Origin of the sequence: Bradyrhizobium lablabi, from assembly GCF_018129385.1 — a bacterium.
GTDB lineage: Bacteria > Pseudomonadota > Alphaproteobacteria > Rhizobiales > Xanthobacteraceae > Bradyrhizobium > Bradyrhizobium lablabi_C.
The window spans coordinates 206293-228159 of the sequence record NZ_JAFCLN010000004.1; the positions used below are offsets into that span (position 1 = coordinate 206293).

General features: G+C 62.8%; 18 protein-coding genes. 11 read left to right on the forward strand and 7 right to left on the reverse strand.

Annotated features, from left to right (window positions below):
• Nucleotides 1–12 precede the first annotated feature (12 nt).
• Nucleotides 13–1674 (reverse strand): efflux RND transporter periplasmic adaptor subunit, encoded by a 1662-nt coding sequence (locus tag JQ628_RS10510; protein ID WP_212222470.1) that lies wholly within the window; start codon nt 1672–1674, stop codon nt 13–15.
• Between the two features lie 79 nt (nt 1675–1753).
• Nucleotides 1754–2164 (reverse strand): hypothetical protein, encoded by a 411-nt coding sequence (locus tag JQ628_RS10515; RefSeq protein ID WP_212222471.1) that lies wholly within the window; start codon nt 2162–2164, stop codon nt 1754–1756.
• Nucleotides 2165–2545: 381 nt separating this feature from the next.
• On the opposite strand from JQ628_RS10515, the gene JQ628_RS10520 reads away from it, so the two are divergent.
• Entirely contained in the window at nt 2546–4384 is a 1839-nt protein-coding gene (locus JQ628_RS10520) for a tetratricopeptide repeat protein (protein WP_212222472.1), read from the forward strand.
• A gap of 50 nt (nt 4385–4434) precedes the next feature.
• Entirely contained in the window at nt 4435–4863 is a 429-nt protein-coding gene (locus JQ628_RS10525) for a hypothetical protein (protein WP_212222473.1), read from the forward strand.
• A gap of 226 nt (nt 4864–5089) precedes the next feature.
• Here JQ628_RS10525 and JQ628_RS10530 read toward each other — a convergent pair whose 3' ends face one another.
• The 3 genes from JQ628_RS10530 to JQ628_RS10540 all read right to left on the reverse strand — a co-directional run bounded on the left by JQ628_RS10530 (nt 5090) and on the right by JQ628_RS10540 (nt 7167).
• The gene (locus tag JQ628_RS10530) at nt 5090–5269 is read right to left on the reverse strand and encodes a hypothetical protein (protein ID WP_212222761.1); all 180 of its coding nucleotides are present in this window, start codon (nt 5267–5269) and stop codon (nt 5090–5092) included.
• A 33-nt stretch (nt 5270–5302) separates the two neighbouring features.
• Nucleotides 5303–5509: a hypothetical protein gene (locus tag JQ628_RS10535; protein ID WP_212222474.1), complete on the reverse strand. Its 207-nt coding sequence runs from the start codon at nt 5507–5509 to the stop codon at nt 5303–5305.
• Nucleotides 5510–5730: 221 nt separating this feature from the next.
• Nucleotides 5731–7167, reverse strand: a complete 1437-nt coding sequence (locus JQ628_RS10540; protein ID WP_212222475.1) for a DUF5107 domain-containing protein — start codon at nt 7165–7167, stop codon at nt 5731–5733.
• A gap of 415 nt (nt 7168–7582) precedes the next feature.
• Between JQ628_RS10540 and JQ628_RS10545 the strand changes: the two genes are divergently transcribed.
• Nucleotides 7583–9109 carry an ABC-F family ATP-binding cassette domain-containing protein gene (locus JQ628_RS10545; protein ID WP_212222476.1) on the forward strand — a complete coding sequence of 509 codons (1527 nt, stop codon included), beginning with the start codon at nt 7583–7585 and terminating at the stop codon, nt 9107–9109.
• A gap of 53 nt (nt 9110–9162) precedes the next feature.
• Nucleotides 9163–10431, forward strand: coding sequence for a tetratricopeptide repeat protein (locus tag JQ628_RS10550; RefSeq protein ID WP_212222477.1), 1269 nt, complete (start codon nt 9163–9165; stop codon nt 10429–10431).
• A gap of 28 nt (nt 10432–10459) precedes the next feature.
• Here JQ628_RS10550 and JQ628_RS10555 read toward each other — a convergent pair whose 3' ends face one another.
• Together JQ628_RS10555 and JQ628_RS10560 are read right to left on the reverse strand one after the other, a co-directional pair.
• Nucleotides 10460–11290: an IclR family transcriptional regulator gene (locus JQ628_RS10555; RefSeq protein WP_212222478.1), complete on the reverse strand. Its 831-nt coding sequence runs from the start codon at nt 11288–11290 to the stop codon at nt 10460–10462.
• Between the two features lie 324 nt (nt 11291–11614).
• Complete coding sequence (locus JQ628_RS10560) at nt 11615–13741, reverse strand: acetate--CoA ligase family protein (protein WP_212222479.1); 2127 nt, start codon at nt 13739–13741, stop codon at nt 11615–11617.
• A 269-nt stretch (nt 13742–14010) separates the two neighbouring features.
• Between JQ628_RS10560 and JQ628_RS10565 the strand changes: the two genes are divergently transcribed.
• The 7 genes from JQ628_RS10565 to JQ628_RS10595 all read left to right on the forward strand — a co-directional run bounded on the left by JQ628_RS10565 (nt 14011) and on the right by JQ628_RS10595 (nt 21847).
• Entirely contained in the window at nt 14011–14706 is a 696-nt protein-coding gene (locus tag JQ628_RS10565) for a GntR family transcriptional regulator (RefSeq protein ID WP_249127728.1), read from the forward strand.
• 54 nt (nt 14707–14760) lie between these two features.
• Nucleotides 14761–16494 (forward strand): oxalyl-CoA decarboxylase, encoded by a 1734-nt coding sequence (gene oxc / locus JQ628_RS10570; RefSeq protein WP_212222481.1) that lies wholly within the window; start codon nt 14761–14763, stop codon nt 16492–16494.
• A 63-nt stretch (nt 16495–16557) separates the two neighbouring features.
• Nucleotides 16558–17835: a formyl-CoA transferase gene (gene frc / locus JQ628_RS10575; RefSeq protein ID WP_212222482.1), complete on the forward strand. Its 1278-nt coding sequence runs from the start codon at nt 16558–16560 to the stop codon at nt 17833–17835.
• 216 nt (nt 17836–18051) lie between these two features.
• The gene (locus JQ628_RS10580; protein ID WP_212222483.1) at nt 18052–18189 is read left to right on the forward strand and encodes a hypothetical protein; all 138 of its coding nucleotides are present in this window, start codon (nt 18052–18054) and stop codon (nt 18187–18189) included.
• Between the two features lie 533 nt (nt 18190–18722).
• Nucleotides 18723–19721 carry a Bug family tripartite tricarboxylate transporter substrate binding protein gene (locus tag JQ628_RS10585; RefSeq protein WP_212222484.1) on the forward strand — a complete coding sequence of 333 codons (999 nt, stop codon included), beginning with the start codon at nt 18723–18725 and terminating at the stop codon, nt 19719–19721.
• A 95-nt stretch (nt 19722–19816) separates the two neighbouring features.
• On the forward strand, nt 19817–20314 hold the full coding sequence (locus tag JQ628_RS10590; RefSeq protein WP_212222485.1) for a tripartite tricarboxylate transporter TctB family protein: 498 nt from the start codon (nt 19817–19819) through the stop codon (nt 20312–20314).
• A 27-nt stretch (nt 20315–20341) separates the two neighbouring features.
• Nucleotides 20342–21847, forward strand: coding sequence for a tripartite tricarboxylate transporter permease (locus JQ628_RS10595; protein WP_212222486.1), 1506 nt, complete (start codon nt 20342–20344; stop codon nt 21845–21847).
• The last annotated feature ends 20 nt before the right edge of the window (nt 21848–21867 follow it).

Sequence of the window (21867 nt, forward strand, 5' to 3'; positions counted from 1 at the left end):
GGCCTGTCCCCCTCAGCGCACGTGATCGAGCAGATCGGTGCCCTGCGATACGATCCGCTTGCCCGGCTCAAAACCGGACACGATCAGCACGCGGTCACCGTCGAGCGGTTCGGTGCGCACGCTCCTGGGCATGAAGCGCTCGGGCGCGACGTGCTCGTAGACGAAATCCTGTCCGTTCGAACCGCGCACCACGCTGCTGCGTGGCACCGCAAGGCCTTGCTTCGTCTCATCGGTCGCCACCAGCACAGTGAGAAACTGGCCGGCGCGAAGGCCTGCGGTTTCGCCGGTGACGGCAAAATGCACCGGCACCGACTGGCTGCGGTCGGCAAAACCGGTGCCGCGATAGACGAGGTCGTAGTTCTTGCCGGTGTAGGTCGAGGCGCGCGCGCCTTGCGAGGGCTCGATGCTCTGAAAGCTCAGGGCTTCCACCCAGAGCTGGGCGGGATCGATGATGTTGAAGACGACCGAGCTCGGCTGGACGATCTGACCGGCCACCGCGCTGCCTTCGGCGATCACGCCGGCGACAGGCGCGATCAGCTCTTCCGGTTCGCGGCGCGATTTTTCGATCTGCGCGCGGCGTTCGCGCAGGCCTTCGAGCTCGAGCCGGGTGTCATCGAGCTGAGTGCGGGAGATGGCGCCGGATGGGGCAAGCTGCTCGTAGCGCGCGTACCTGCGCTCGACGATCGAGATCTGCTGATCGAGCTCGCCCTGGCGCTGGCGCATGTCTGAGACGTCGATCTGCTGAATCGGCGGGGTGACATAGCCGAGCACGTCGCCCTGCTGCACCCGCGTGCCGAGCCGCGGAAAGCCGCCCTTCGGCGCGGACAGACGGCCGCCGACGGCGGATTGTACATAGCCGCTGGCGTTGGGATCGGGGATGATCCGGCCCGGCAGCTCGGTGACTTTCCGGTGCACGGCGTTTTCGGTGACCTGTGTGCGCAGGCCAAAGATGCGCTGCACCGTCTTGGGCACGAACACGGTGCCGTCAGGCTGGCGCTGGGCGCGCTCGCCCGAGACGGTGCGGATCGCCAGTTGCGCCTTGTCTTCCTCGTGGCCGTGGCCTTCGTGGGCCTCTGCCCCGCGCGCCCCGACGAGCAGGAAGACAGCGGCGATCGCCGCAACCCGACGCCGGCCACGCAATGCGACGGCAGCGAGCAAGGCGCCAATGAGAGCGCCGCCCAGTACGGGGAGAACCGACTGCCTAGTGAAAAAACCTTCGTGGGCATGTTCGGTTTGCGCCGCGGCGGGCGCGGTCGAAGGCGCAGTCTGTATCGTCAGTGGCAGGATATCGGTGGTGTCTGCCGCCGTGACCGTGAAGATGAGGTCGGCGCGTCCGCCCTTTGCCAGCCACGGCGCGGCCAATCTGTAGGTGCCGTCGGCGCCCTCCGTTGCCTTCGCGGGACCTCCCGGCGATTCGACCTCGATGGTGGCGCCCTTCACCGGTTCGTTGGTGGCAAAGCGGTCGAGAAAGATCTCGAGATTTTCGCCGTTGGCCACCGCCACGAGTTCGAATGCGGCGGAGGCGGCTTCGCCGCGCGACAATGCGCCGGCCGCGACGGGCTGTTGCTCGTCTTCGTGGTCATGGCCCTCGTGGGCATAGGCGAACGCGATCGCGCCGCCCAGAACCGCGGTCACCGCAAGAGCGCGCAGGCCGCGCCCGAAATGGGAAAGCATGGGTATTCCTCAATCTGAATTGCCATGGGCCCGCGCGCAGCCGCTGGCTGGCGTCGCAAACCCGCATCGCTAAAAGGATTCAGATCGAGGCCTTGGGAGGTCGCCTGATCGACTCAGGCTCGCGGCTCGCCACAATTCGTGACGGAGCAAATGCAAGGCGCGTGATCGAAGGCGAAAAAATCACGGGCTCGAGCGGGTAAAGCAGCGCCGCCGCACAGCAGGCAGCGCAGGCGAATGAACAGCAATCCCCGACGCAATTGCGGTCCGAAGCCGGAATAGCCCCGGCTTCCTTCTGCTGCGACTGCTGCAACAATGCAGGTGCGGCCGGTGGTTCGGATTGCTGTGATGCCGCCTGCCCGGCGTGGCTTCCATGAACGGACGCATGATGCGAGTGGCCGTTATGGGCCTGCGCAACCGACGGCGCGAGCGACAGCGCGACCAAAACGATCGCGGCGCCCAGAACTCGCATGAGTCGTTGCATCATCATCACGGCCTATTGTAGCGCGCTGGATACCGGGAGGAAACGGTGAATTCAAGGGCGCACCGCTGCGAATGCGTGTCAAAACCATTCGCTGCGAGGTGCGGCCGACGTCGCCCTGCGACGAAATGGCCGCTGCCGGTAAGCAACCCACGCAAAAGTGAAAATAGTTGTCACGGTCGACGTGAACGGCACAGGCCCGAAAATCAAGATTTTCTGAAGGTTATCTGGACGCCCGCTCCATGCGGGGAATGCCGCTCCGCGCCATATTGTCCGCCGGATACCCGGCTTCGCAAACAGGGCGTGCGAGTGACGTCCGCTTGTGGCACAAATGAGCATGCCGCCAGTTGCGGGGATGAACGGGCTTAAGGTCAGCGTCCTTTGGAGCACAGCATGGCAACCTTCACGCGATCGCAAAGTTTACTGGCTTCCGTTGGCGCGGCAGCGCTCGGCGGTGTTGCAATGGCGGCACTGCTCGTTGGAACCGGGTTTGTCCTCACGGACGCACGCGCAACCGCTGTGGACGCCTCGCTGCTTGCCGGCGCCGATACTCCGATCTGCGGCGCATCGCGGACAGCCGGCAAGCCGAACATGATGTTTCGCCTCGCAGCGACCGAAGTGCCGCGCGCCGAGATGAGCGCGGCCAACCCTGCGGCGGCCTTCGCGGACAGCGAGGCGCCGCTGTGGGATGGCCTCGGCTCCATCAGCTACAAGATCACCACGGCGAATGAGCGCGCGCAGGCCTACTTCAATCAGGGCCTGCGCCTCGCCTACGCGTTCAATCACGAAGAGGCGCAGCGCGCGTTCCGGATGGGACAAAAGCTCGATCCCGATTGCGCCATGTGTTTCTGGGGCGAGGCCTTCGTGCTTGGTCCCAACATCAACCTTCCGATGCAGGAACCGGCGATCGCGCCGGCCTACGCCGCCGCGCAGAAGGCGAAGGCGCTTGCCGCCAAGGCCAGCCCGCGCGAGCAGGCCCTGATCAATGCGCTCGTGGACCGCTACAGCAGCGATCCGAAGGCCGCCCGACCGCCGCTCGATGCCGCCTACGCGGCCGGGATGGCGAAAGCGGCGAAGCAGTTTCCGGGCGACGACGAGATCGCCACGCTCTATGCCGAAGCGGTGATGGATCTCAGCCCCTGGGATTACTGGAAGCCGGGCGGCCGCGAAGCCAAGCCGCAGAGTGCGTCGATTGTGCCGACGCTCGAGCGCGTGCTGGCGCGCAATCCGAACCATGTCGGCGCGATCCATCTCTATATCCATGCGGTCGAGGCCTCGGATCGTCCCAAGCGCGCCGAGCCCTATGCCGACAGATTGCGCGGCGCGGTGCCGGGCGCCGGCCATCTCGTGCACATGCCGAGCCACATCTATTATCGCGTCGGCCGCTATCTCGATGCGCTGCAAGACAACAAGACGGCCGTGAAGGTCGACGAAAAATATCTCGCCGACACCAACGCGCCGATGGGCGTCTACCGGATGGGCTACTATCCGCACAACGTGCACTTCGTGATGGCCTCCGCACAGATGGCCGGCGACGGCCCGACCGTGATCGCGGCCGCCGAAAAACTCGGCAAGCTCATTCCGGATGAAGCCGCAAAGGGCATTGCCATGGTGCAGCCGGTGAAGGCCGCGCCCTATTTCGCGCATGCCCAGTTCAGCTCGCCCGAGACGATCCTGGCCCTGCCCGATCCCGGCGACGCCGTGCCTTATGTCAAGGCGCTGTGGCTCTACGCGCGCGGCGTGGCGCTGGCGGCGAACAAGGATTTTACGGGCGCCACCGCGGCGGCCGATGCGATCGAGAAGCTGGAGCGCGAGTCGGATTTCAAGCTCTTGAAGGAGTCTGGCATCCCGGCGCAGGAGGTGATGCAGATCGCGCGCACCATGATCCTGGCCCGCGTGGCGCAGGCCAAGGGCGACACAAGCGCCGCGGTCACGCAGTTCGAAAAGGCAGCCGAGCTACAGGACGCCCTGCCCTATACCGAGCCGCCCTATTGGTATTATCCGATCCGGCAGTCGCTGGCCGCGGCTCTGTTGCAGGCCGGCCGCTACGCCGAGGCGCAGCAACAATTCGAACGTGCGCTCAAGCGGGCGCCGGCGAACGGCTGGTCGTATTATGGATTGGCGGAGCTGCAAAAGGCACGCGGTAACGCCGAGGCGGCGCGCAACGCCGAGGCCGATCTTGCGAAGACCTGGATCGGCGACCGCAAGCTGTTGCAGATTTCGAATCTCTGACGCCTGCCGACGAGGCGCCCGCGTATTGTTCCGGCGTCCGCTTTGCCGCGGTGATCAGCATTGGCGTCAATTTGCCGCTCGCCGCGCCGCGCGGGTCGTTTGCTTCGGGACAGGCATCGTCCGATAATCGGTATGTGGAAGTAGGAACCAGCGGGGTACCTGCCATGACCCATATCGAAGAGACTCCGCGCAGACTCACTTTGAAAGCAGGCTCAACGACGCTGACGCTCGACAAGGATTCTGACAAGGCAACGCTGCAGCAAAAAATGCTGCTGTGGAACAAGAAGCCCGTCGAGTTCGCGATCGCCGATATCGACGACATCGCAGTGAAGTCGGACGTTGACGGACTTTCAGGCGCGGCAATCCATCACGGCGTGTTGCACAAGCGTACCGGCGAGACCTTCGTCCTGACGACCGAGGAAGCCAGGGACGCCGCCGAAACCGTCAGAAAACTGCGCGGATTTGTTGGACTATCATAAGGCCGTCATTCCTGCGGGAGGGAGACGCCGGCAAACCACGCCGACGCCTCTCTCGCCGTATCGAGCAAAATGCTTTAGCACGCCCCCGCCCTGCGTTGCCGTTTACGCCGCATATCGCGACTGGCTCGCGGCCGTGAACAGGCGGTTGCGCCTGGGGCCGCCGAAGCAGAGGCCGTTGAGTTCAGACACCTGGTCCTCGCTCATCACGGGATGATCGGGCGACGCATCATCCGATGAGCCACCGCCCCTTATGGATGTCGAACTTGACGAGGCCCTCGTCCCGCATTTTCAGCAGCAGCGACTGGCAGGCTTCCTCATTCGCGACATTGGCGCGTTTCATGACTTCGTAGACCTTCAGCGGCTTCTCGCGAAGCGCATTCAGGATTTTTTCCCGATCGTTCAGCACGACTGGATTCCTGTCGGCATCACCTGCACCCCATTACTGATAATACGAAAGCTGATCTTCCGTAACCACGCGCTCGGTGTTGTCGGATTTGCTCCTGATGCGGTATCTGAGACGCCCGTCCGCCTCGATGGGCATCAACCGCACGATCGTGTAGACCATGGGCGGATCGGCATCGGCACGTCCCTGCGGACCCTGGCGCCGATGTTGAACGTCTTCATTCAGCTTGTAGGCATATGACATGTGTTGACCTCAAAACGGCTGTCCCGTCGCGCGCGTTGCCTTGATGCGCTGGAGCCTGTGAGCTTCCAGCGTGAGCTTGCGAAAACGAAATCGGGCCTGAGTGATGCGCCGGACTGCACCGAGCGTCGGTGACGCTAGCCTAATACCGGCCAAATAGCCATGGCGTATTCGTCTTCGAATGCATGCGTGAATGCGGCGTCACGCCCGGTTCCACCACGATTCTACTTGATTCTTGTTTCGGCTGCGATCAGCTCTTTGCCTTCCGCGGTCCTGATCGTCAGTTGCACCTGTGCGCCGCTGCTGCCGGCGGGAATTGGCGCAGTGATGCGGTTTCCATTTCCCGGGTCGGCCGTCACGGCATCGTTGAGCAAGACCGTCTCGCCGCGCTTCAATGTCACGCGCAGCGGCGTGGCCGGCTCGATGCTGAAGAACTGAAGTACAACGCTGGTTGCTTCAGCCGACAGATTGACCAGCACGTTCCCGTTCGCATGCGTCACGTTGCTCATGCCGACAGTGGGGCTGTAGGTCTCCGGAATCGACACTTCGCCCCGTGGGGGAAATTCGGCGGCGTGGAAGAACTGGTCGGACACGCCCGCCCACAATTCGACATAGGGCCGCTGCGGATTCGGATCCTTGCGCGGATCGGTTTCTTTCGTGAACGAAGAAAATCCCCACGTCCACATCTTCAGCCCCGGCGTGACGCTATTGTCGGCGATGCGAAAAATCCCCTCTTCATTGTCGTGGTTGATCACGCCCCAGAAATTACCGCCCTGCATGTTGGGCGCGGCGTAAGCGATGCCCATCTCAGGCCAGTTCCTGAAATAGCGCACATTCTCGAACAGGCTCCTGCCCTGCCCGACGCTCTCGTCGCCGGCAGCAAGAAAGTTCGACCAGGAAGGCGTGGTGTAGGTCTTGATCGGCGCGATGATTTCGGCGCCGCCGGTCGCTCTGGGATTGTTCGGGTCCGATCCCGGCGCAAGCGTCGTGCAGGTCCAGTATTCGTAAGGGATCGCCTTGTCTTGCGCATTTCTGAGCACCACGCGCGCATCGAGCGCCGCGCGGCCAGCTTTCAGCGTGACATAGTAGGTCGCCTTGATGCCGGTCGAGCCTCTGGCGAACTTTGGCGGCGCCGCCGGATAGGCGAAATTGTCCTCGATCGACATCGACACCGTCACCTCGGCGTCGGTCTGCTTCTCCACCTTGAAGCTCCAAGGCTTCAGCCAGGTCCTGCCGTGCTCGGGATCCGGGAATGTCGGAAAGATGCCGCCATACACCATCAGCCAGTCGTAATAGAAATCGCCGCCCTTGATGCCGTAGGGCACGCCGACCTGTGTGCGATAAAGCTGTTCGTGGCCGGTCGGCTTGTAAATGATGGAAAGGATGCGCCCGCCGAATTCCGGCACCAGCGTCACCTTCAGATAGCGGTTTTCGAGCACGCGGGTCTTGAAGGTGCGATCGACGATGATGCCTTTGTCGAGCGATCCCTCGACAAGACCGTTCTCCGCATCGGTAGCGTATTTGACCGTGCTCCAGGCGATCGAGGACTCTGTGAGGGCTACCCGATCAGGAACGCCGGATTCCGCATGCGCGGTTGCGTAAAACCCGCAAAGCGCGGACAGGACGGAGACCACGACATAGAACCGCGCAAAACTAGCCATTCGCATCGTTCGTCCAACGAGTGGACGGCAATTCTAACCACGCACGCGGCGTGACGCCAGCCAAAGGCACAAGCGGCCAAACGTTGAAGCCACCCCGCGCGTTCGGACTCGGCTTGCCCTCCCTCACCGGTTGCGATATTTTGGTTCCATCAACCGAGAAAGGAGGGCCGCGCGATGACGACATTCTTCCGGCATTACCGCCAGCACGGCCCAGTCAACGCCCTGCAAATGCGTTTGCAGGGCTGACCGAAGGTTCCCCTACAGAACTTCTTCCTGGTCTGCCCTTCGTGGCCATGCAGCGTCAGCGCGCCCGTTGCGCTTGCCTGCATTCATTCATCGCCGCGCTTTGACGGGACATCCCACGACGGCTGCGTGCCCCGGATGACGTGATCGCGGCAAGACCGGAAGAACGATCATGACGCTCATCACCATCCGCAATCTCGGCGTGAGTCTCGGCGCGCCGTTGTTTTCAAAACTCAATCTCGTCGTCAATGCCGGCGACCGGATCGGCCTTGTCGCCGCCAACGGCCGCGGCAAGACCACGCTGCTGCGCTGCGTGGCCGGCCAATCGGAAGCGAGCGAGGGCGAGATCGTCAGGGCGAGAGGCCTGACGCTGGGCTTTGTCGAACAGAACGTGCCTGACACGCTGATGGACAGGCCGCTCCATGCGGCCGTGCTCGAGGCACTTCCCGCAGACCAACGCTCGAGCGAAAGCTGGCGGGTCGATGTGGCGCTGGAGCAGTTGGAAGTACCCGAGGCGCTGCGCGAAAAACCGCTGAAACATCTGAGCGGCGGCTGGCAACACTTTGCCATGCTGGCCCGCATGCTGGTGACGGAGCCCGACATACTGCTGCTGGACGAGCCGACCAACCATCTCGACCTCGAGCGGATCAGCCGGCTTGAAGATTTTCTGAACGTACTGCCGCGCGAGATGCCCGCCGTGATATCAAGCCACGACCGCGCTTTTCTCGATGCGACCACCAACCGGACGCTGTTCCTGCGCCCCGAGCAGTCGCAACTGTTTTCGTTGCCCTTTACGCCGGCGCGCGCCGCGCTGCGCGAGGCCGACGCCGCGGAGGAGCGGCGCTACCAGCGCGACCTCAAGACGGCTCAGCAACTTCGCCAGCAGGCCACAAAACTCAACAATATCGGCATCAATTCCGGTAGCGATCTCCTGCTGTCGAAAACCCGGCAATTGAAGGCGCGCGCCGGGAAGCTGGAAGATGCGGCCAGGCCCGCGCACCTCGAACGCCCGGCCGGCACGATCCGGCTCGCCAATCGCGCCAGCCACGCAAAAGTTCTGGTCACGCTGGAGGACGCCGCCGTCGAGACTCCCGATGGCCGGCTCCTGTTTCGAACCGGCAGGCAGTTCATCGGCAAGGGCGACCGGATCGTACTGCTGGGGCCGAACGGAACAGGCAAGACCCGGCTGGTGACCTTGCTGCGCGGCGCCATCGAAAATCCGGAGGCCGCGCAAGGTGGCATCAAGGCGACGCAGTCGCTGGTGCTGGGTTATTGCGACCAGGCGCTCACCACGCTTGACGACACCAGGACGCCAATGCACGCGATCGCTGGCCGATTCGACGTCGGCGACCAGCGCGCCCGTACGCTGCTCGCGGGCGCGGGCCTTTCCATCGAACGGCAGGGGCGGCCGATCGCAAATCTCTCCGGCGGACAGAAGGCGCGGCTGGGCATGCTGGTGCTGCGGCTGACCCAGCCCAATTTCTATCTGCTCGACGAGCCGACCAATCATCTGGATATCGAGGGCCAGGAAGCGCTCGAAGAAGAATTGCTGGACCCTCAGGCGAGCTGCCTGATCGTGTCGCATGACCGCAATTTCGTGCGAAATGTCGGCAACCGGTTTTGGCTGATCGAGCGGAAGAAACTGGTGGAGGTCGACGGACCGGAGGGATTTTTTGCGGCGGCCGGCGCCGCGGGGTAGTTATACACTGCCCCGCGCAGAACAGTATCGGCGGCGCACGATGCTTGTGCACAATGGCTTTGCTCAAACGGTTCGACGTGATACACGCTGACGTTGCGTGGCTAGATCAACGAGCCCGTTTCCAGGTACCGATCTTTGCGGCAATTATGGTTCTCCCCGTCTCCGGCATTTCCAAAAATCGCTCTCGATTTCATCGCCTCACGTTGGCCATATCGGCGCCGCTGATCATGCTGAGTGGGCTCGGCATCCCGGCTCGAGCAGAGGATCGTCCATCGTCGCCTCAAGTGGTGGTTTCGGCCTGTCGGCCAAACGCCGGACTCGCCGCCTTCGGAAACCCGCCGCAAGCTACGCCCGACATGCTGAAAGGGGCGGCTTTCATCAGGCCTGCGATTCTTCATGCCCAGGCAGGCGATCATGAGCGTGCACTAGCTCTGTTCGATAAGGCGATCGACCTGAACCCTGCAAATCCTTCATTCTACTTGAGCCGGGGCCTAGTATTGACGAACGTTGAGGAATACGGCCGCGCTGTGGAGGATTTCGACAAGGCAATAGCGATCGAGCGCAGTTCTTCTGTCGCCTTCTTCAGCCGGGGGCAGGCCCATGTACGAATGAACAAGTTTGCACAAGGGATCGAAGATCTGGACGAGGCGCTCAAGCTCCTGCCGGGAAACGCCGCGGCCTACACAATTCGGGGAGCCGCCTACACGGCAATGCGCGAGTACGCGCGTGCCATCGAGGAGATCAGTCGGGCCATCGAACTCGATCCCAAATGCTCCGTCGGATTTATCTACAGAGGCATAGCCTACGATCTCAGCGGTGATCGGGAGCGCGCCATGGCGGACTACGCACGCGCGCTTGAATTCAGCGCAAGCCCCACGAGTGCTGATGCGTTTACATATCGGGCATTCGTTCGTAACAAGACGCACGAGTACAACCTGACCATACAGGACCTTGTCCGGGCGCTTGAACTCGCTCCAAAGAACACGCGCATACTGCGCGGTCTCTGTAACGCTCGGGCGACAGCCGGTGCCTTCGACGACGCGCTCGCCGATTGCAATGCCGCGTTGCAGATGCGGCCGAACGATCCGCGCATTCTCGATAGCCGGGCGTTTACCTATCTCAGGAAGGGAGCGCTCGACGAAGCCATTGCGGGTTACGACGACGCGCTGCGCATCAACCCCGGATCGCCACAGTCGCTGTATGGACGTGGTGTGGCCAGGAGGCAAAAGGGAGACACCACCGGCAGCCTGGCCGACATCGAGGCTGCGCAAGCGATCAGGCCGAGTGTAGCCGACGAGATGGCGCTAATCGGAATAAAGTAGCCGCCTCTCCTTGCACCGCGCAACGCATCTACCCCTTAGCGTTTGCCGGCATCACTCCGCCGAGCGCCACCGTCAATTCCGCCGCGACTTCACGCACGGCCTGACCGAGCATCGGCAGGCGCTCGTCGGTGAGACGGCTGGTCATGCCGGAGACGGAGATCGCGGCGAGCGGCTCGGCGCAACCGTTGTAGACGACGGCGGCGACGCAGCGCAGGCCCATGCAGGCTTCCTCGTCATCGACGGCAAAACCCTGGCGGCGGACTTTTTCCAGTTCCTTGAACAATTCGCCCGGCCGCACGATCGACTTTTCGGTCAGGCGCGGCATGCCGTGATGGCGGATGATGGCGCTGACGTCGTCGTCCGAATAGGTCGCGAGCACGGCCTTGCCGACGCCGGAGGCCACCATGGCGACGCGGCCGCCGACCGCGGTGAGCGAGCGCATGATCTCGCGGCTTTCCGCGCGCGTCAGCACCACGATGAACTCGTCGTCGACGACGGCGAGATTGGCGGTCTCGCGCGTGAGGTCGCGCAGCTTGCGTAAGTATGGCACCGCCTGGGCTGAAAAATTGCGGCGGCGGGCGAAGGTGGCGCCGACGGTGAATGCGCGCGAGCCGACATGCCATTTCGATTCGGCGCGGTCGAATTGCACGAACCGGCGGCTTTCCAGTGTGGCGAGCAGGCGATGCACGGTCGAGGTGGACAGGCCGGTGCGGATGGCAAGATCGCTGAGGCGATAGCCCTGGTCGTCTTCGGCCAGCGTTTCCATGATCGATAGCGCGCGATCGACGGACTGCACGCCGCCGTCGCGCGCGTCAGGCTCGCCCGTCTCTTTCGCAGCGATGGCCTTGCGTCGGATCACGTTTCGCCTCGTTGCTGGCGCGTGATGGTTTAAGTACCCTCTCCCCGTTCTTACGGGGAGAGGTACGAAGCGAGCTTCGCTCGCTCGGAGGGTGAGGGGCTGTCTCCGCAAATTCGATAGATATGAGTGCGCGGAGAGTCCCCCCTCACCCGGATTGCATCTTGCGATGCAATCCGACCTCTCCCCGCAAGCGGGGCGAGGTAAGGAAATCGTTGCTCCGCCCCCCTCGTCATTGCGAGGAGCGAAGCGACGAAGCAATCCAGCTTTGTTGCCGCGGCGAAGGAAACTGGATTGCTTCGCTTCGCTCGCAATGACGGCCGGGTCTTACAGCAGTCCCGCGCCGCGGGCCCACTTGTACTTGGCGCCAAGCACCTCGACCGGCAGTTCGGTCGAGTAGGCGTAGGCGGGGATGCCGTTCTGGTAGAGATATTCGGCGGCTTCCTCGACCTCGACGTCGCCGGCGAGCGAAGCCACGATCGGCTTTACAAAGCCCTTGGCTTCCATCTCCTTCTTCACTTCGACCATGTTGCGGGCGAACACCATCGGCGGCGTGACGATGGTGTGCCAGTAACCGAGGATCAGCGAGTGGATGCGCTCGTCCGACAGGCCGAGTTTCACCGTGTTGATGTAGGTGATCGGCGGCTCGCCGCCGGTGATGTCGACGGGATTGCCGGCGGCACCGAAGGGCGGGATGAACTTGCGGAATGCGGCGTCGAGATCCGGCGGCATCGTCATCAGCGACAGGTCGTTGTCGACCACCGAGTCCGACAGCAGCACGCCGGAGCCGCCGGCGCCGGTGATGATCAGAATGTTCTCGCCCTTCGGCGTCGGCAGCACCGGCACGCCGCGGGCAAACTCCAGCAATTGTCGTAAGCTGCGGGCGCGGATCACGCCGGACTGCTTGAGCACGTCCTCGTAGATCTTGTCGTTGCCGGCGAGCGCACCGGTGTGCGAGGACGCCGCCTTCGCGCCCGCCGAAGTGCGGCCGGCCTTAAGCACGATCACCGGCTTCTTCTTGGCGACGCGACGGGCGGCTTCCGCAAAAGCGCGGCCGTCCTTGAGGTCTTCGCAGTGCTGCGCGATCACGGTCGTGTTCGGGTCCTGCTCGAAGAAGGCGAGCAGATCGTCCTCATCGATGTCCGACTTGTTGCCGAGACCAACGATCGCGGAGACGCCCATCTTGGCCGAGCGCGAGAATCCGATGATGGCCATGCCGATGCCGCCGGACTGCGACGACAGCGCCGCACTGCCCTTGACGTCGTATGCCGTACAGAACGTGGCGCATAGATTGGCCGGCGTATAGTAGAAGCCGTAGATATTCGGCCCCATCAGACGGATGTCGTATTTCTTGCCGACCTCGACGATCTCAGCCTGCAATTCGGGCGCGCCGGCTTCCGCAAAGCCCGAGGGAATCAGCACCGCGCCGGGGATTTTCTTCTCGCCGCATTCAGCCAGAGCGCCGGCGACGAATTTAGCGGGAATCGCAAACACCGCGACGTCGATCACGCCCGGCACGTCCTTGACGCTCTTGTAGGCCTTGTAGCCCAGTATCTCGTCGGCCTTGGGGTGGATCGGCAGAATGTCACCCTTGTAGCCGCCGTTGATGAGGTTCTTCATCACGGAGTTGCCGATCTTGCCGTCCTCGGCTGAGGCGCCGATCACCGCAACCGCCTTCGGCTGCATGATGCGGTTCATCGCCGCGACGATCTCTTCGGTCGGGCGCGGCTTCGGCTTGGGCTTGTAGTTGAAATCGACGACGATGCGCACGTCGGCGGCGATGGCATCCTTCTTGGTGGCAAACACCGGGTTGAGGTCGAGCTCGACGATTTCGGGGAAATCGGAGACGAGCTGCGAGACCTTGACGATAACGTCGGCCAGCGCATCACGATTGACGGGATCGCCGCCGCGCACGCCCTTCAGCATGTCATGGGCCTGGATGCCGTCGAGCATCGACAGCGCATCGTCCCTGGTCGCGGGCGCCAGGCGGAAGGTGACGTCCTTCAACACCTCGACCAGCACGCCGCCGAGGCCGAACGCCACCAGCTTGCCGAACGAGCCGTCGGTGATCGAGCCGACGATCACCTCGGTTCCGCCGGCCAGCATTTGCTGCACCTGCACACCTTCGATCTTGGCGTCGGCCTTGTACTTCTTCGCATTTGCGAGAATCGTGTCGTAGGTCTTTTGCGCGTCCTCGGCCGTCTTGACGCCGACCACCACGCCGCCCGCCTCGGTCTTGTGCAAAATGTCCGGCGAGACGATCTTCATCACGACCGGGAAACCCATGGTGGAGGCCAGCTTGCCCGCCTCGACCGCCGACTTGGCCAGACCTTCCTGCGGAACCGGGATGCCATAGGCGTCACACACCAGCTTGCCTTCGGGCGCCGTCAGGCTCGTGCGTTTATCCGCTTTGACAGCATCAAGTACTTTGCGGACGGCATCTTTATTCGACATTGGCGGCTCCTCCTGAAGCACTCTGGCGGTGGCTTCTTTGGCATTTGACATCTCGGCTTCCTCCTGGCACGCAATTTTATGGTATTTGGTATGCCAGAGCAGAAGTTGTCAAGTCAGCATAGCGTGCCAAATCGAGGAAAACAGAGGCAACTTGACATGCTGGTATTTGGCATGCCAAAAACACTCGACAGGTTCTTCTGGTACAACTCATGGCCTCAATGCAGGGAGGACGAGTCGTGCCCGACAACAAACCAACCAAGGCGCCAGCGATGGCTGAAGCTGACATCGCGATCGTGCGGATCGCACCAGAGACGAGCTTCAAGAACAAGGCCTATGAGGCCTTGAAAGAAGCGATTCTCAAGATGGACATCTACACCACGCCCGAGCAGGTGATGCTGGACGAGCGTGCGCTGTCGGAGCGTCTTGGCGTCAGCCGCACGCCGATCCGCGAAGCGATCGCGATGCTCGAGCAGGACGGTTTTGTGAAGACCGTGCCGCGCCGCGGTATCGTGGTGGTCCGCCGCACCAAGAGCGAGATCGTCGACATGATCCGCGCCTGGGCGGCGCTGGAAAGCATGGCGGCGCGCCTGATCACCACCACCGCCCGCAAGCGCGACATCTCGGCGCTGCGCGACTTCTTCAAGGATTTTGGCAAGGACCGCCTGCCGGAAGATCATGTCGAGGAATATTCCAAGGCCAACATCGCCTTCCACCAGGCGCTGATCTCGCTGTCGGAATCGCCAACGCTGATCGACATGACCAACGACATTCTCTTGCACGTGCGCGGCTACCGCCAGCTCACGATCGGACGCAAGGACCGCACCGCGACCTCCCTGCCCGAGCACATGGCGATCATCGAGGCGCTGGAAGCGCGCGACACCGAGCTTGCCGAAAAGCGCGCGCGCGACCACACGCTTGGCCTTGCCGCCTATGTCGAGGCGCACGGGCAGGAACTGTTTAGCTAACTTCACTCAGAAGACGACCAACTCGTCCGGTAAACGATCAGGGAGACTACGCCGATGCTGAATACTGCTGCTAAGTCCGAGGCACCGGGCACCGAGCAAGAACTGACCGATGGCTTCCATCTCGTCATCGACGCGCTCAAGCTCAACGGCATCGACACCATCTATAATGTGCCGGGTATCCCGATCACGGATCTGGGTCGCATGGCGCAGGCCTCCGGCATCCGCGTCATCTCCTTCCGTCACGAACAGAACGCCGGCTACGCCGCGGCGATCGCCGGCTTCCTCACCAAGAAGCCGGGCGTGTGTCTCACCGTTTCGGCGCCGGGTTTCCTCAACGGCCTGACGGCGCTGGCCCATGCCACCACCAACTGCTTTCCGATGATCCTGGTCTCGGGCTCCTCGGAGCGCGAAATCGTCGACCTGCAACAGGGCGACTATGAGGAGATGGACCAGCTCGCGATCGCAAAGCCGTTGTGCAAGGCCGCGTTCCGCGTGCTGCACGCCCAGGACATCGGCATCGGCTTTGCGCGCGCGATCCGCGCCGCGGTTTCAGGCCGCCCCGGCGGCGTCTATCTCGACCTGCCGGCAAAGCTCTTCGGCCAGGTGATGAATGCGGATGCCGGCCAGAAGTCGCTGGTGAAGGTGATCGATGCGGCTCCCGCGCAGATCCCCGCCCCTGCCTCGGTCAAGCGCGCGCTCGACGTGCTCAAGGGCGCCAAGAAACCCCTCATCATTCTCGGCAAGGGCGCGGCTTACGCGCAGGCCGATGAAGCCATCAAGAATTTCGTCGAGAAGAGCGGCGCGCCGTTCCTTCCCATGAGCATGGCCAAGGGCCTCCTCCCCGACCTGCATCCGCAATGCGCGGGAGCTGCGCGCTCGACCGTGCTGAAGGATGCCGACGTCGTCATGCTGATCGGCGCCCGCCTCAACTGGCTGCTGTCGCACGGCAAGGGCAAGACCTGGGGCGAAGCACCGAAGAAGTTCATCCAGGTCGACATCGAGCCGAAGGAAATGGACTCCAACGTCGAGATCGCAGCTCCCGTTGTCGGCGACATCGGCTCCTGCGTGAGCGCGATGCTGGACGCGATGGGCAATAGCTGGACGGCGCCGCCGGCCGACTGGCTCAACGCGGTCAAGACCAAGCGCGACGACAACGTTGCGAAGATGGCGCCGCGCTTGATGAACAACAATTCGCCGATGGATTACCACGGCGCGCTCGGCGTGCTCCGCACCATCATCAAGGAGCGGCCCGATGCGATCCTCGTCAACGAGGGCGCCAACACGCTCGACCTCGCCCGCGGCGTGATCGACATGTACCAGCCGCGCAAGCGGCTCGATGTCGGCACCTGGGGCGTGATGGGCATCGGCATGGGCTCGGCGATCGCGGCTTCCATCGAAACCGGCAAGCCGGTGCTGTGCGTCGAGGGCGACAGCGCGTTCGGTTTCTCGGGCATGGAGGTCGAGACCATCTGCCGCTACAATTTGCCGGTCTGCGTCGTCATCTTCAACAATGACGGCATCTATCGCGGCACCGACAAGAACTCTGTGAACGCCGACCCGGCGACAACGGTGTTCGTCAAGGGCGCGCGCTACGACAAGATGATGGAAGCGTTCGGCGGCGTCGGCGTGAACGCGACCTCGCCGGATGAGCTCAAGCGCGCGGTCAACGAAGCGATGGATTCCGGCAAGCCGACGCTGATCAATGCGGTGATCGATCCGGCGGCGGGCTCGGAGAGCGGCCGCATCGGCAACCTCAACCCGCAAAGCGTCTTGGCGAAGAAGAAGTAAGCGGTCCCCTCAACCAGAAATTCCCTGCGGTTGCGGGGGCAGACAGAATACGGAGCACATACGATGACAAAGGCGCTCAAGGGCGTAAAAATTCTCGACTTCACCCACGTCCAGTCCGGACCGACCTGCACGCAGTTGCTCGCCTGGTTCGGCGCCGACGTGATCAAGGTCGAGCGTCCCGGCGTCGGCGACATCACGCGCGGACAGCTCCAGGACATCCCGAACGTGGACAGCCTGTATTTCACCATGCTGAACCACAACAAGCGTTCGATCACGCTCGACACCAAGAACCCGAAGGGCAAGGAAGTCCTCACCGCACTGATCAAGCAGTGCGACGTGCTGGTGGAAAATTTCGGCCCCGGCGTGCTCGACCGCATGGGCTTTCCCTGGGAAAAGATCCACAGCATCAACCCCAAGATGATCGTGGCCTCGATCAAGGGTTTTGGCCCCGGCCCGTATGAAGACTGCAAGGTCTATGAGAACGTCGCCCAGTGCACCGGCGGCGCGGCCTCCACCACCGGCTTCCGCGACGGCCTGCCGCTCGTCACCGGCGCGCAGATCGGCGATTCCGGCACCGGACTGCATCTGGCGCTCGGCATCGTCACCGCGCTCTATCAGCGCACGCATAGCGGCAAGGGCCAGCGCGTCACCGCCGCGATGCAGGACGGCGTGCTCAACCTCGCCCGCGTGAAACTGCGCGACCAGCAGCGCCTCGCCCATGGTCCGCTCAAGGAATACAGCCAGTTCGGCGAAGGCATTCCGTTTGGCGACGCCGTGCCGCGCGCCGGCAACGATTCCGGCGGCGGCCAGCCCGGCCGCATCCTCAAGTGCAAGGGCTGGGAGACCGATCCCAACGCCTACATCTACTTCATCACCCAGGCGCCGGTGTGGGAGAAGATCTGCGACGTGATCGGCGAGCCCACCTGGAAGACCGATCCGAACTACGCCAAGCCGCCGGCCCGCCTGCCGCGCCTGAACGAAATTTTTGCCCGCATCGAACAGTGGACGATGACCAAGACCAAGTTCGAAGCGATGGAAATCCTCAACAAGGACGACATCCCCTGCGGCCCGATCCTGTCGATGAAGGAATTGATCGAGGATCAGTCGCTGCGCGCCACTGGCACGGTGGTCGAGGTCGATCACCCCACCCGGGGCAAGTATTTTTCGGTTGGCAACCCGATCAAGCTGTCGGACTCCCCCAGCGAAGTCACCCGCTCCCCGCTGCTCGGCGAGCACACCGACGAAATCCTGCGCCAGGTGCTCGGCTTCAGCGACCACCAGGTCGCCGAGATCCACGATTCCGGCGCCCTCGATCCGCCGCGCAAGCAGGCGGCCGAGTAAGCGACGCCTCCGAACAAGACGAAAGGCCGCCGGTTTCGGCGGCCTTTTTGCTGTTGAGTACTTTCCATCGAGAACCCTGATCGAGCCATTTTTGCTGCAATGCGAAAGACCGATTGCTGCTATGCAAACATATCTGTTGTCCGTGGTATCTGGTATACATAGATTGATCGCAGACAACGAAGCGGACCCGCCGCTTCCCAGAAAAAGGGACCCAAGATGTCCAAGACTGCTGCGATCACCCTCGCCCCTACCACGACCCTTTTCGGTCGCCTGATGGCATCGATCGACCGGCTGCTGACTGCCAGCGCCCGCATTGCCATCCGCAACGGCGACCTGCCCCGTTTTGGGCTTTGAGCCCAAAATACGGGCTTTGACGCAGTCTTAGCGTCGAAGCCCCGACCGCTCCTCCCTTCTAAGACACAACTGGCCCCGGTTTCCGGGGCCATTTTTTTGGCCGGCTCCCAAGATGGCCCACGCGCGCTCACCTGCGACAAATCAGCCGAGACGGCGTCCCATGCAATTTATCATTTGCAGTCTGGCATATCGCATACCAAAATCCCTTCCAGGCGCTTGACAGCAAAATCAGAACGCGCGCTAGGGAGGGGTTGATGGACACCACGTCCAACCGGCGATCGCAGATGACGCCGATGCCATGCGCGAACTTGCGCCGCCACCCCGCATCATTCCATTCGATCAGCGCACGTCTCTTAGTCCAAAAGGAGCGGATGCTACGTTGCGCGGTCCTTCTTACAATTCAAGCTGCAACACCGCCGCAAAGATGACCTCTGCGGTACTGTCAATGTGAGCAAAACCCGAAGTTGATCGGGATCGGCCTGGGCAAAAGCCGGCAAAGACCGGCTCGCCCGATTGGGATGGGAGAGAGACAAATGAAAAACTCGATTCTGCGTTTGGCGCTGGCATCGGTTGCGGCCCTCTGCGTGGGCAGTGTCCCTGCTGACGCGGCCTGGGAGCCGGTTCGCCCGGTGGAATTCATCGTACCCGCCGGCACCGGCGGCGGCGCCGACCAGATGGCCCGCACGATCCAGGGCATCGTCACCAAGCACAATCTGATGAAGCAGCCGCTGGTGGTCATCAACAAGTCCGGCGGCGCTGGCGGCGAAGGCTTCCTCGACGTGAAGTCCTCGGCCAACAACCCGCACAAGATCATCATCACGCTGTCGAACCTGTTCACGACGCCGCTCGCGACAGGCATTCCCTTCAGCTGGAAGGACATGACGCCGGTTGCGATGCTCGCGCTCGACGAATTCGTGCTGTGGGTCAACGCCGACAAGCCGTACAAGACGGTGAAGGACTACGTCGATGCCGCCAAGGCCGGCGGCCTCAAGATGGGCGGCACCGGCTCCAAGCAGGAAGACCAGATCATCACGGTCGGCATCGAGAAGGCGACCGGCACCAAGTTCACCTACATCCCCTACAAGGGCGGCGGCGAAGTCGCGGTCCAGCTCGTCGGCGGCCACGTCGATTCCACCGTCAACAATCCGATCGAGGCGGTCGCGCAGTGGCGCGGCGGCAAGCTGCGTCCGCTCTGCGTGTTCGACAGCAAGCCGATGAACTATGACGAGCAGATCGCAGACGGAAAGGCGTGGAAGGACATTCCGACCTGCAAGTCACAGGGCCTCGACCTCGAATATGTGATGCTGCGCGGCATCTTCATGGGCCCCAAGGCCACCAAGGACCAGGTTCAGTACTATGTCGACCTGTTCACCAAGGTACGCGCCACGCCGGAATGGCAGGACTTCATGAAGAGCGGTGCCTTCAACACCACCTTCATGACCGGCGCCGACTACGCCAAATGGGTCGAGGGCGAGGAGAAGCGCCACGAGACGCTGATGAAGGAGGCCGGCTTCATCGGCACCGGAAATTGATCCCGCAAACAGGTCGGGAAGTACAAGAGTCGTAACTTTGCGAATCGATGCAGAACAGCCGCGGCCGCGTGGCCGCGGCTTTGCACGGAGTTTTCATGACCACCAATAGCCATAACGCTGCCGGCCCGACGCAAAAAACCATGGAAGTCGTGATGGCGCTCGCGATCGCGCTGTTCGGCCTGGTCGTGATCGCAGGCAGCCTGAAAGCCGGCATCAACTGGGGCGCCGAAGGCCCGCGCGCCGGCTTCTTCCCGTTCTATATCGGCATCTTCATCGTCGCCTCGAGCGGCATCAATCACTGGCATGCGCTGCAAGACGGCGACAGCGGCCTGTTCGCCGAATGGGGACAGCTTCGCCAGGTGATGAGCGTGGTGATCCCGACCGGGATCTATGTCGGCGCGATGCCGTTCACCGGGCTCTACCTCGCCTCCATGATCTTCATCGCCTGGTTCATGCGCTGGCTCGGCAAATATAGCTGGCCGATGATCGCGGCCGTCGCGATCGGTATGCCGGTCGTCACCTATCTGATTTTCGAACGCTGGTTTTTGGTCCCGCTGCCCAAAGGCCCGATCGAGGAATGGCTCGGTCTCTAACTCAGCAGCTCGCCAGGACCAATACCCATGGAAGAACTCGTCAATCTGTTTCACGGCTTCGCCGTCGCGCTACAGCCCTTCAACATCATGGTGATGGTGCTGGGCATCGTGCTCGGCGTTCTCATCGGCGTGCTGCCGGGACTCGGCGGCGCCAATGGCGTCGCGATCCTGCTGCCGCTCACCTTCAGCATGTCGCCGACCTCGGCGATCATCATGCTGTCCTGCATCTACTGGGGCGCGCTGTTCGGCGGAGCGATCACCTCGATCCTGTTCAACATACCGGGCGAGCCATGGTCGGTCGCAACCACCTTCGACGGCTACCCGATGGCGCAGCAGGGCAAGGCCGGCGAAGCGCTGACCGCCGCCTTCACCTCCTCCTTTGTCGGCGCGCTGTTCGCCGTCATCATGATCACGCTGGTGGCGCCGCTGGTCGCAAGCTTTGCGCTGCAATTCGGCCCTGCGGAAAAATTCGCGGTGTATTTCCTGGCGTTCTGTAGTTTCGTCGGGCTGAGCAAGGAGCCACCGTTCAAGACCATCGCGGCCATGATGATGGGTTTTGCGCTGGCCGCAGTCGGCCTCGACTCCATCACCGGCCAGTTGCGGCTGACGTTTGGATTTACGGAGCTGCTCAACGGTTTCGACTTCCTGATCGCCGTCATCGGCCTGTTCGGCATCGGCGAGATCCTGCTGACGATGGAGGAAGGCCTCGCCTTCCGCGGCGGCAACGGCAAGATCGATCTGCGGGTCGTGCTCAAGACCTGGATGGGCTTGCCAAAATTCTGGATGACCTCGCTGCGCTCCTGCCTGATCGGCTGCTGGATGGGCGTGACGCCGGCCGGCGCCACCCCCGCCTCCTTCATGAGCTACGGCATCGCCAAGCGCGTCGCCAAGAACGGCAAGAATTTTGGCAAGGGCGAGATCGAAGGCGTGGTCGCGCCCGAAACCGCCGCGCATGCCGCCGGCACCGCGGCGCTGCTGCCGATGCTTTCGCTGGGCGTGCCGGGCTCGCCAACCGCAGCCGTGCTGCTCGGCGGCCTGTTGATCTGGGGCCTACAGCCCGGACCGATGCTGTTCGTCGAGCAGAAGGAGTTCGTCTGGGGCCTGATCGCCTCGATGTATCTCGGCAACCTCGTCGGCCTGCTCGTCGTGCTGACCTGCGTGCCGGTGTTCGCCGCGATCCTGCGCGTGCCCTTCAGCATCATCGCGCCGCTGATCCTGGTGCTGTGCGCGATCGGCGCCTATTCGGTGCACTCCTCCACCTTTGACGTGGTGTTGATGCTGGTGTTCGGCGTGATCGGCTATCTCCTGAAGAAGTGCAACTATCCGCTCGCGCCGCTGGTGCTGGCGATCGTGCTCGGCGACAAGGCGGAAGAAGCCTTCCGCCAGTCGCTGCTCGGCTCGGGCGGCTCGCTCGGCATCTTCTTCTCGAACGGGCTGGTCTCTTCGATCATGGTGCTCGGCCTGATCGCCCTGTTCTGGTCGGCGATCCAGGAAGGTTGGAGCCGCCTGCGTCCGCCGGCGGCTGTGGCCTGACGGGCATTGGCCAAGAAGCC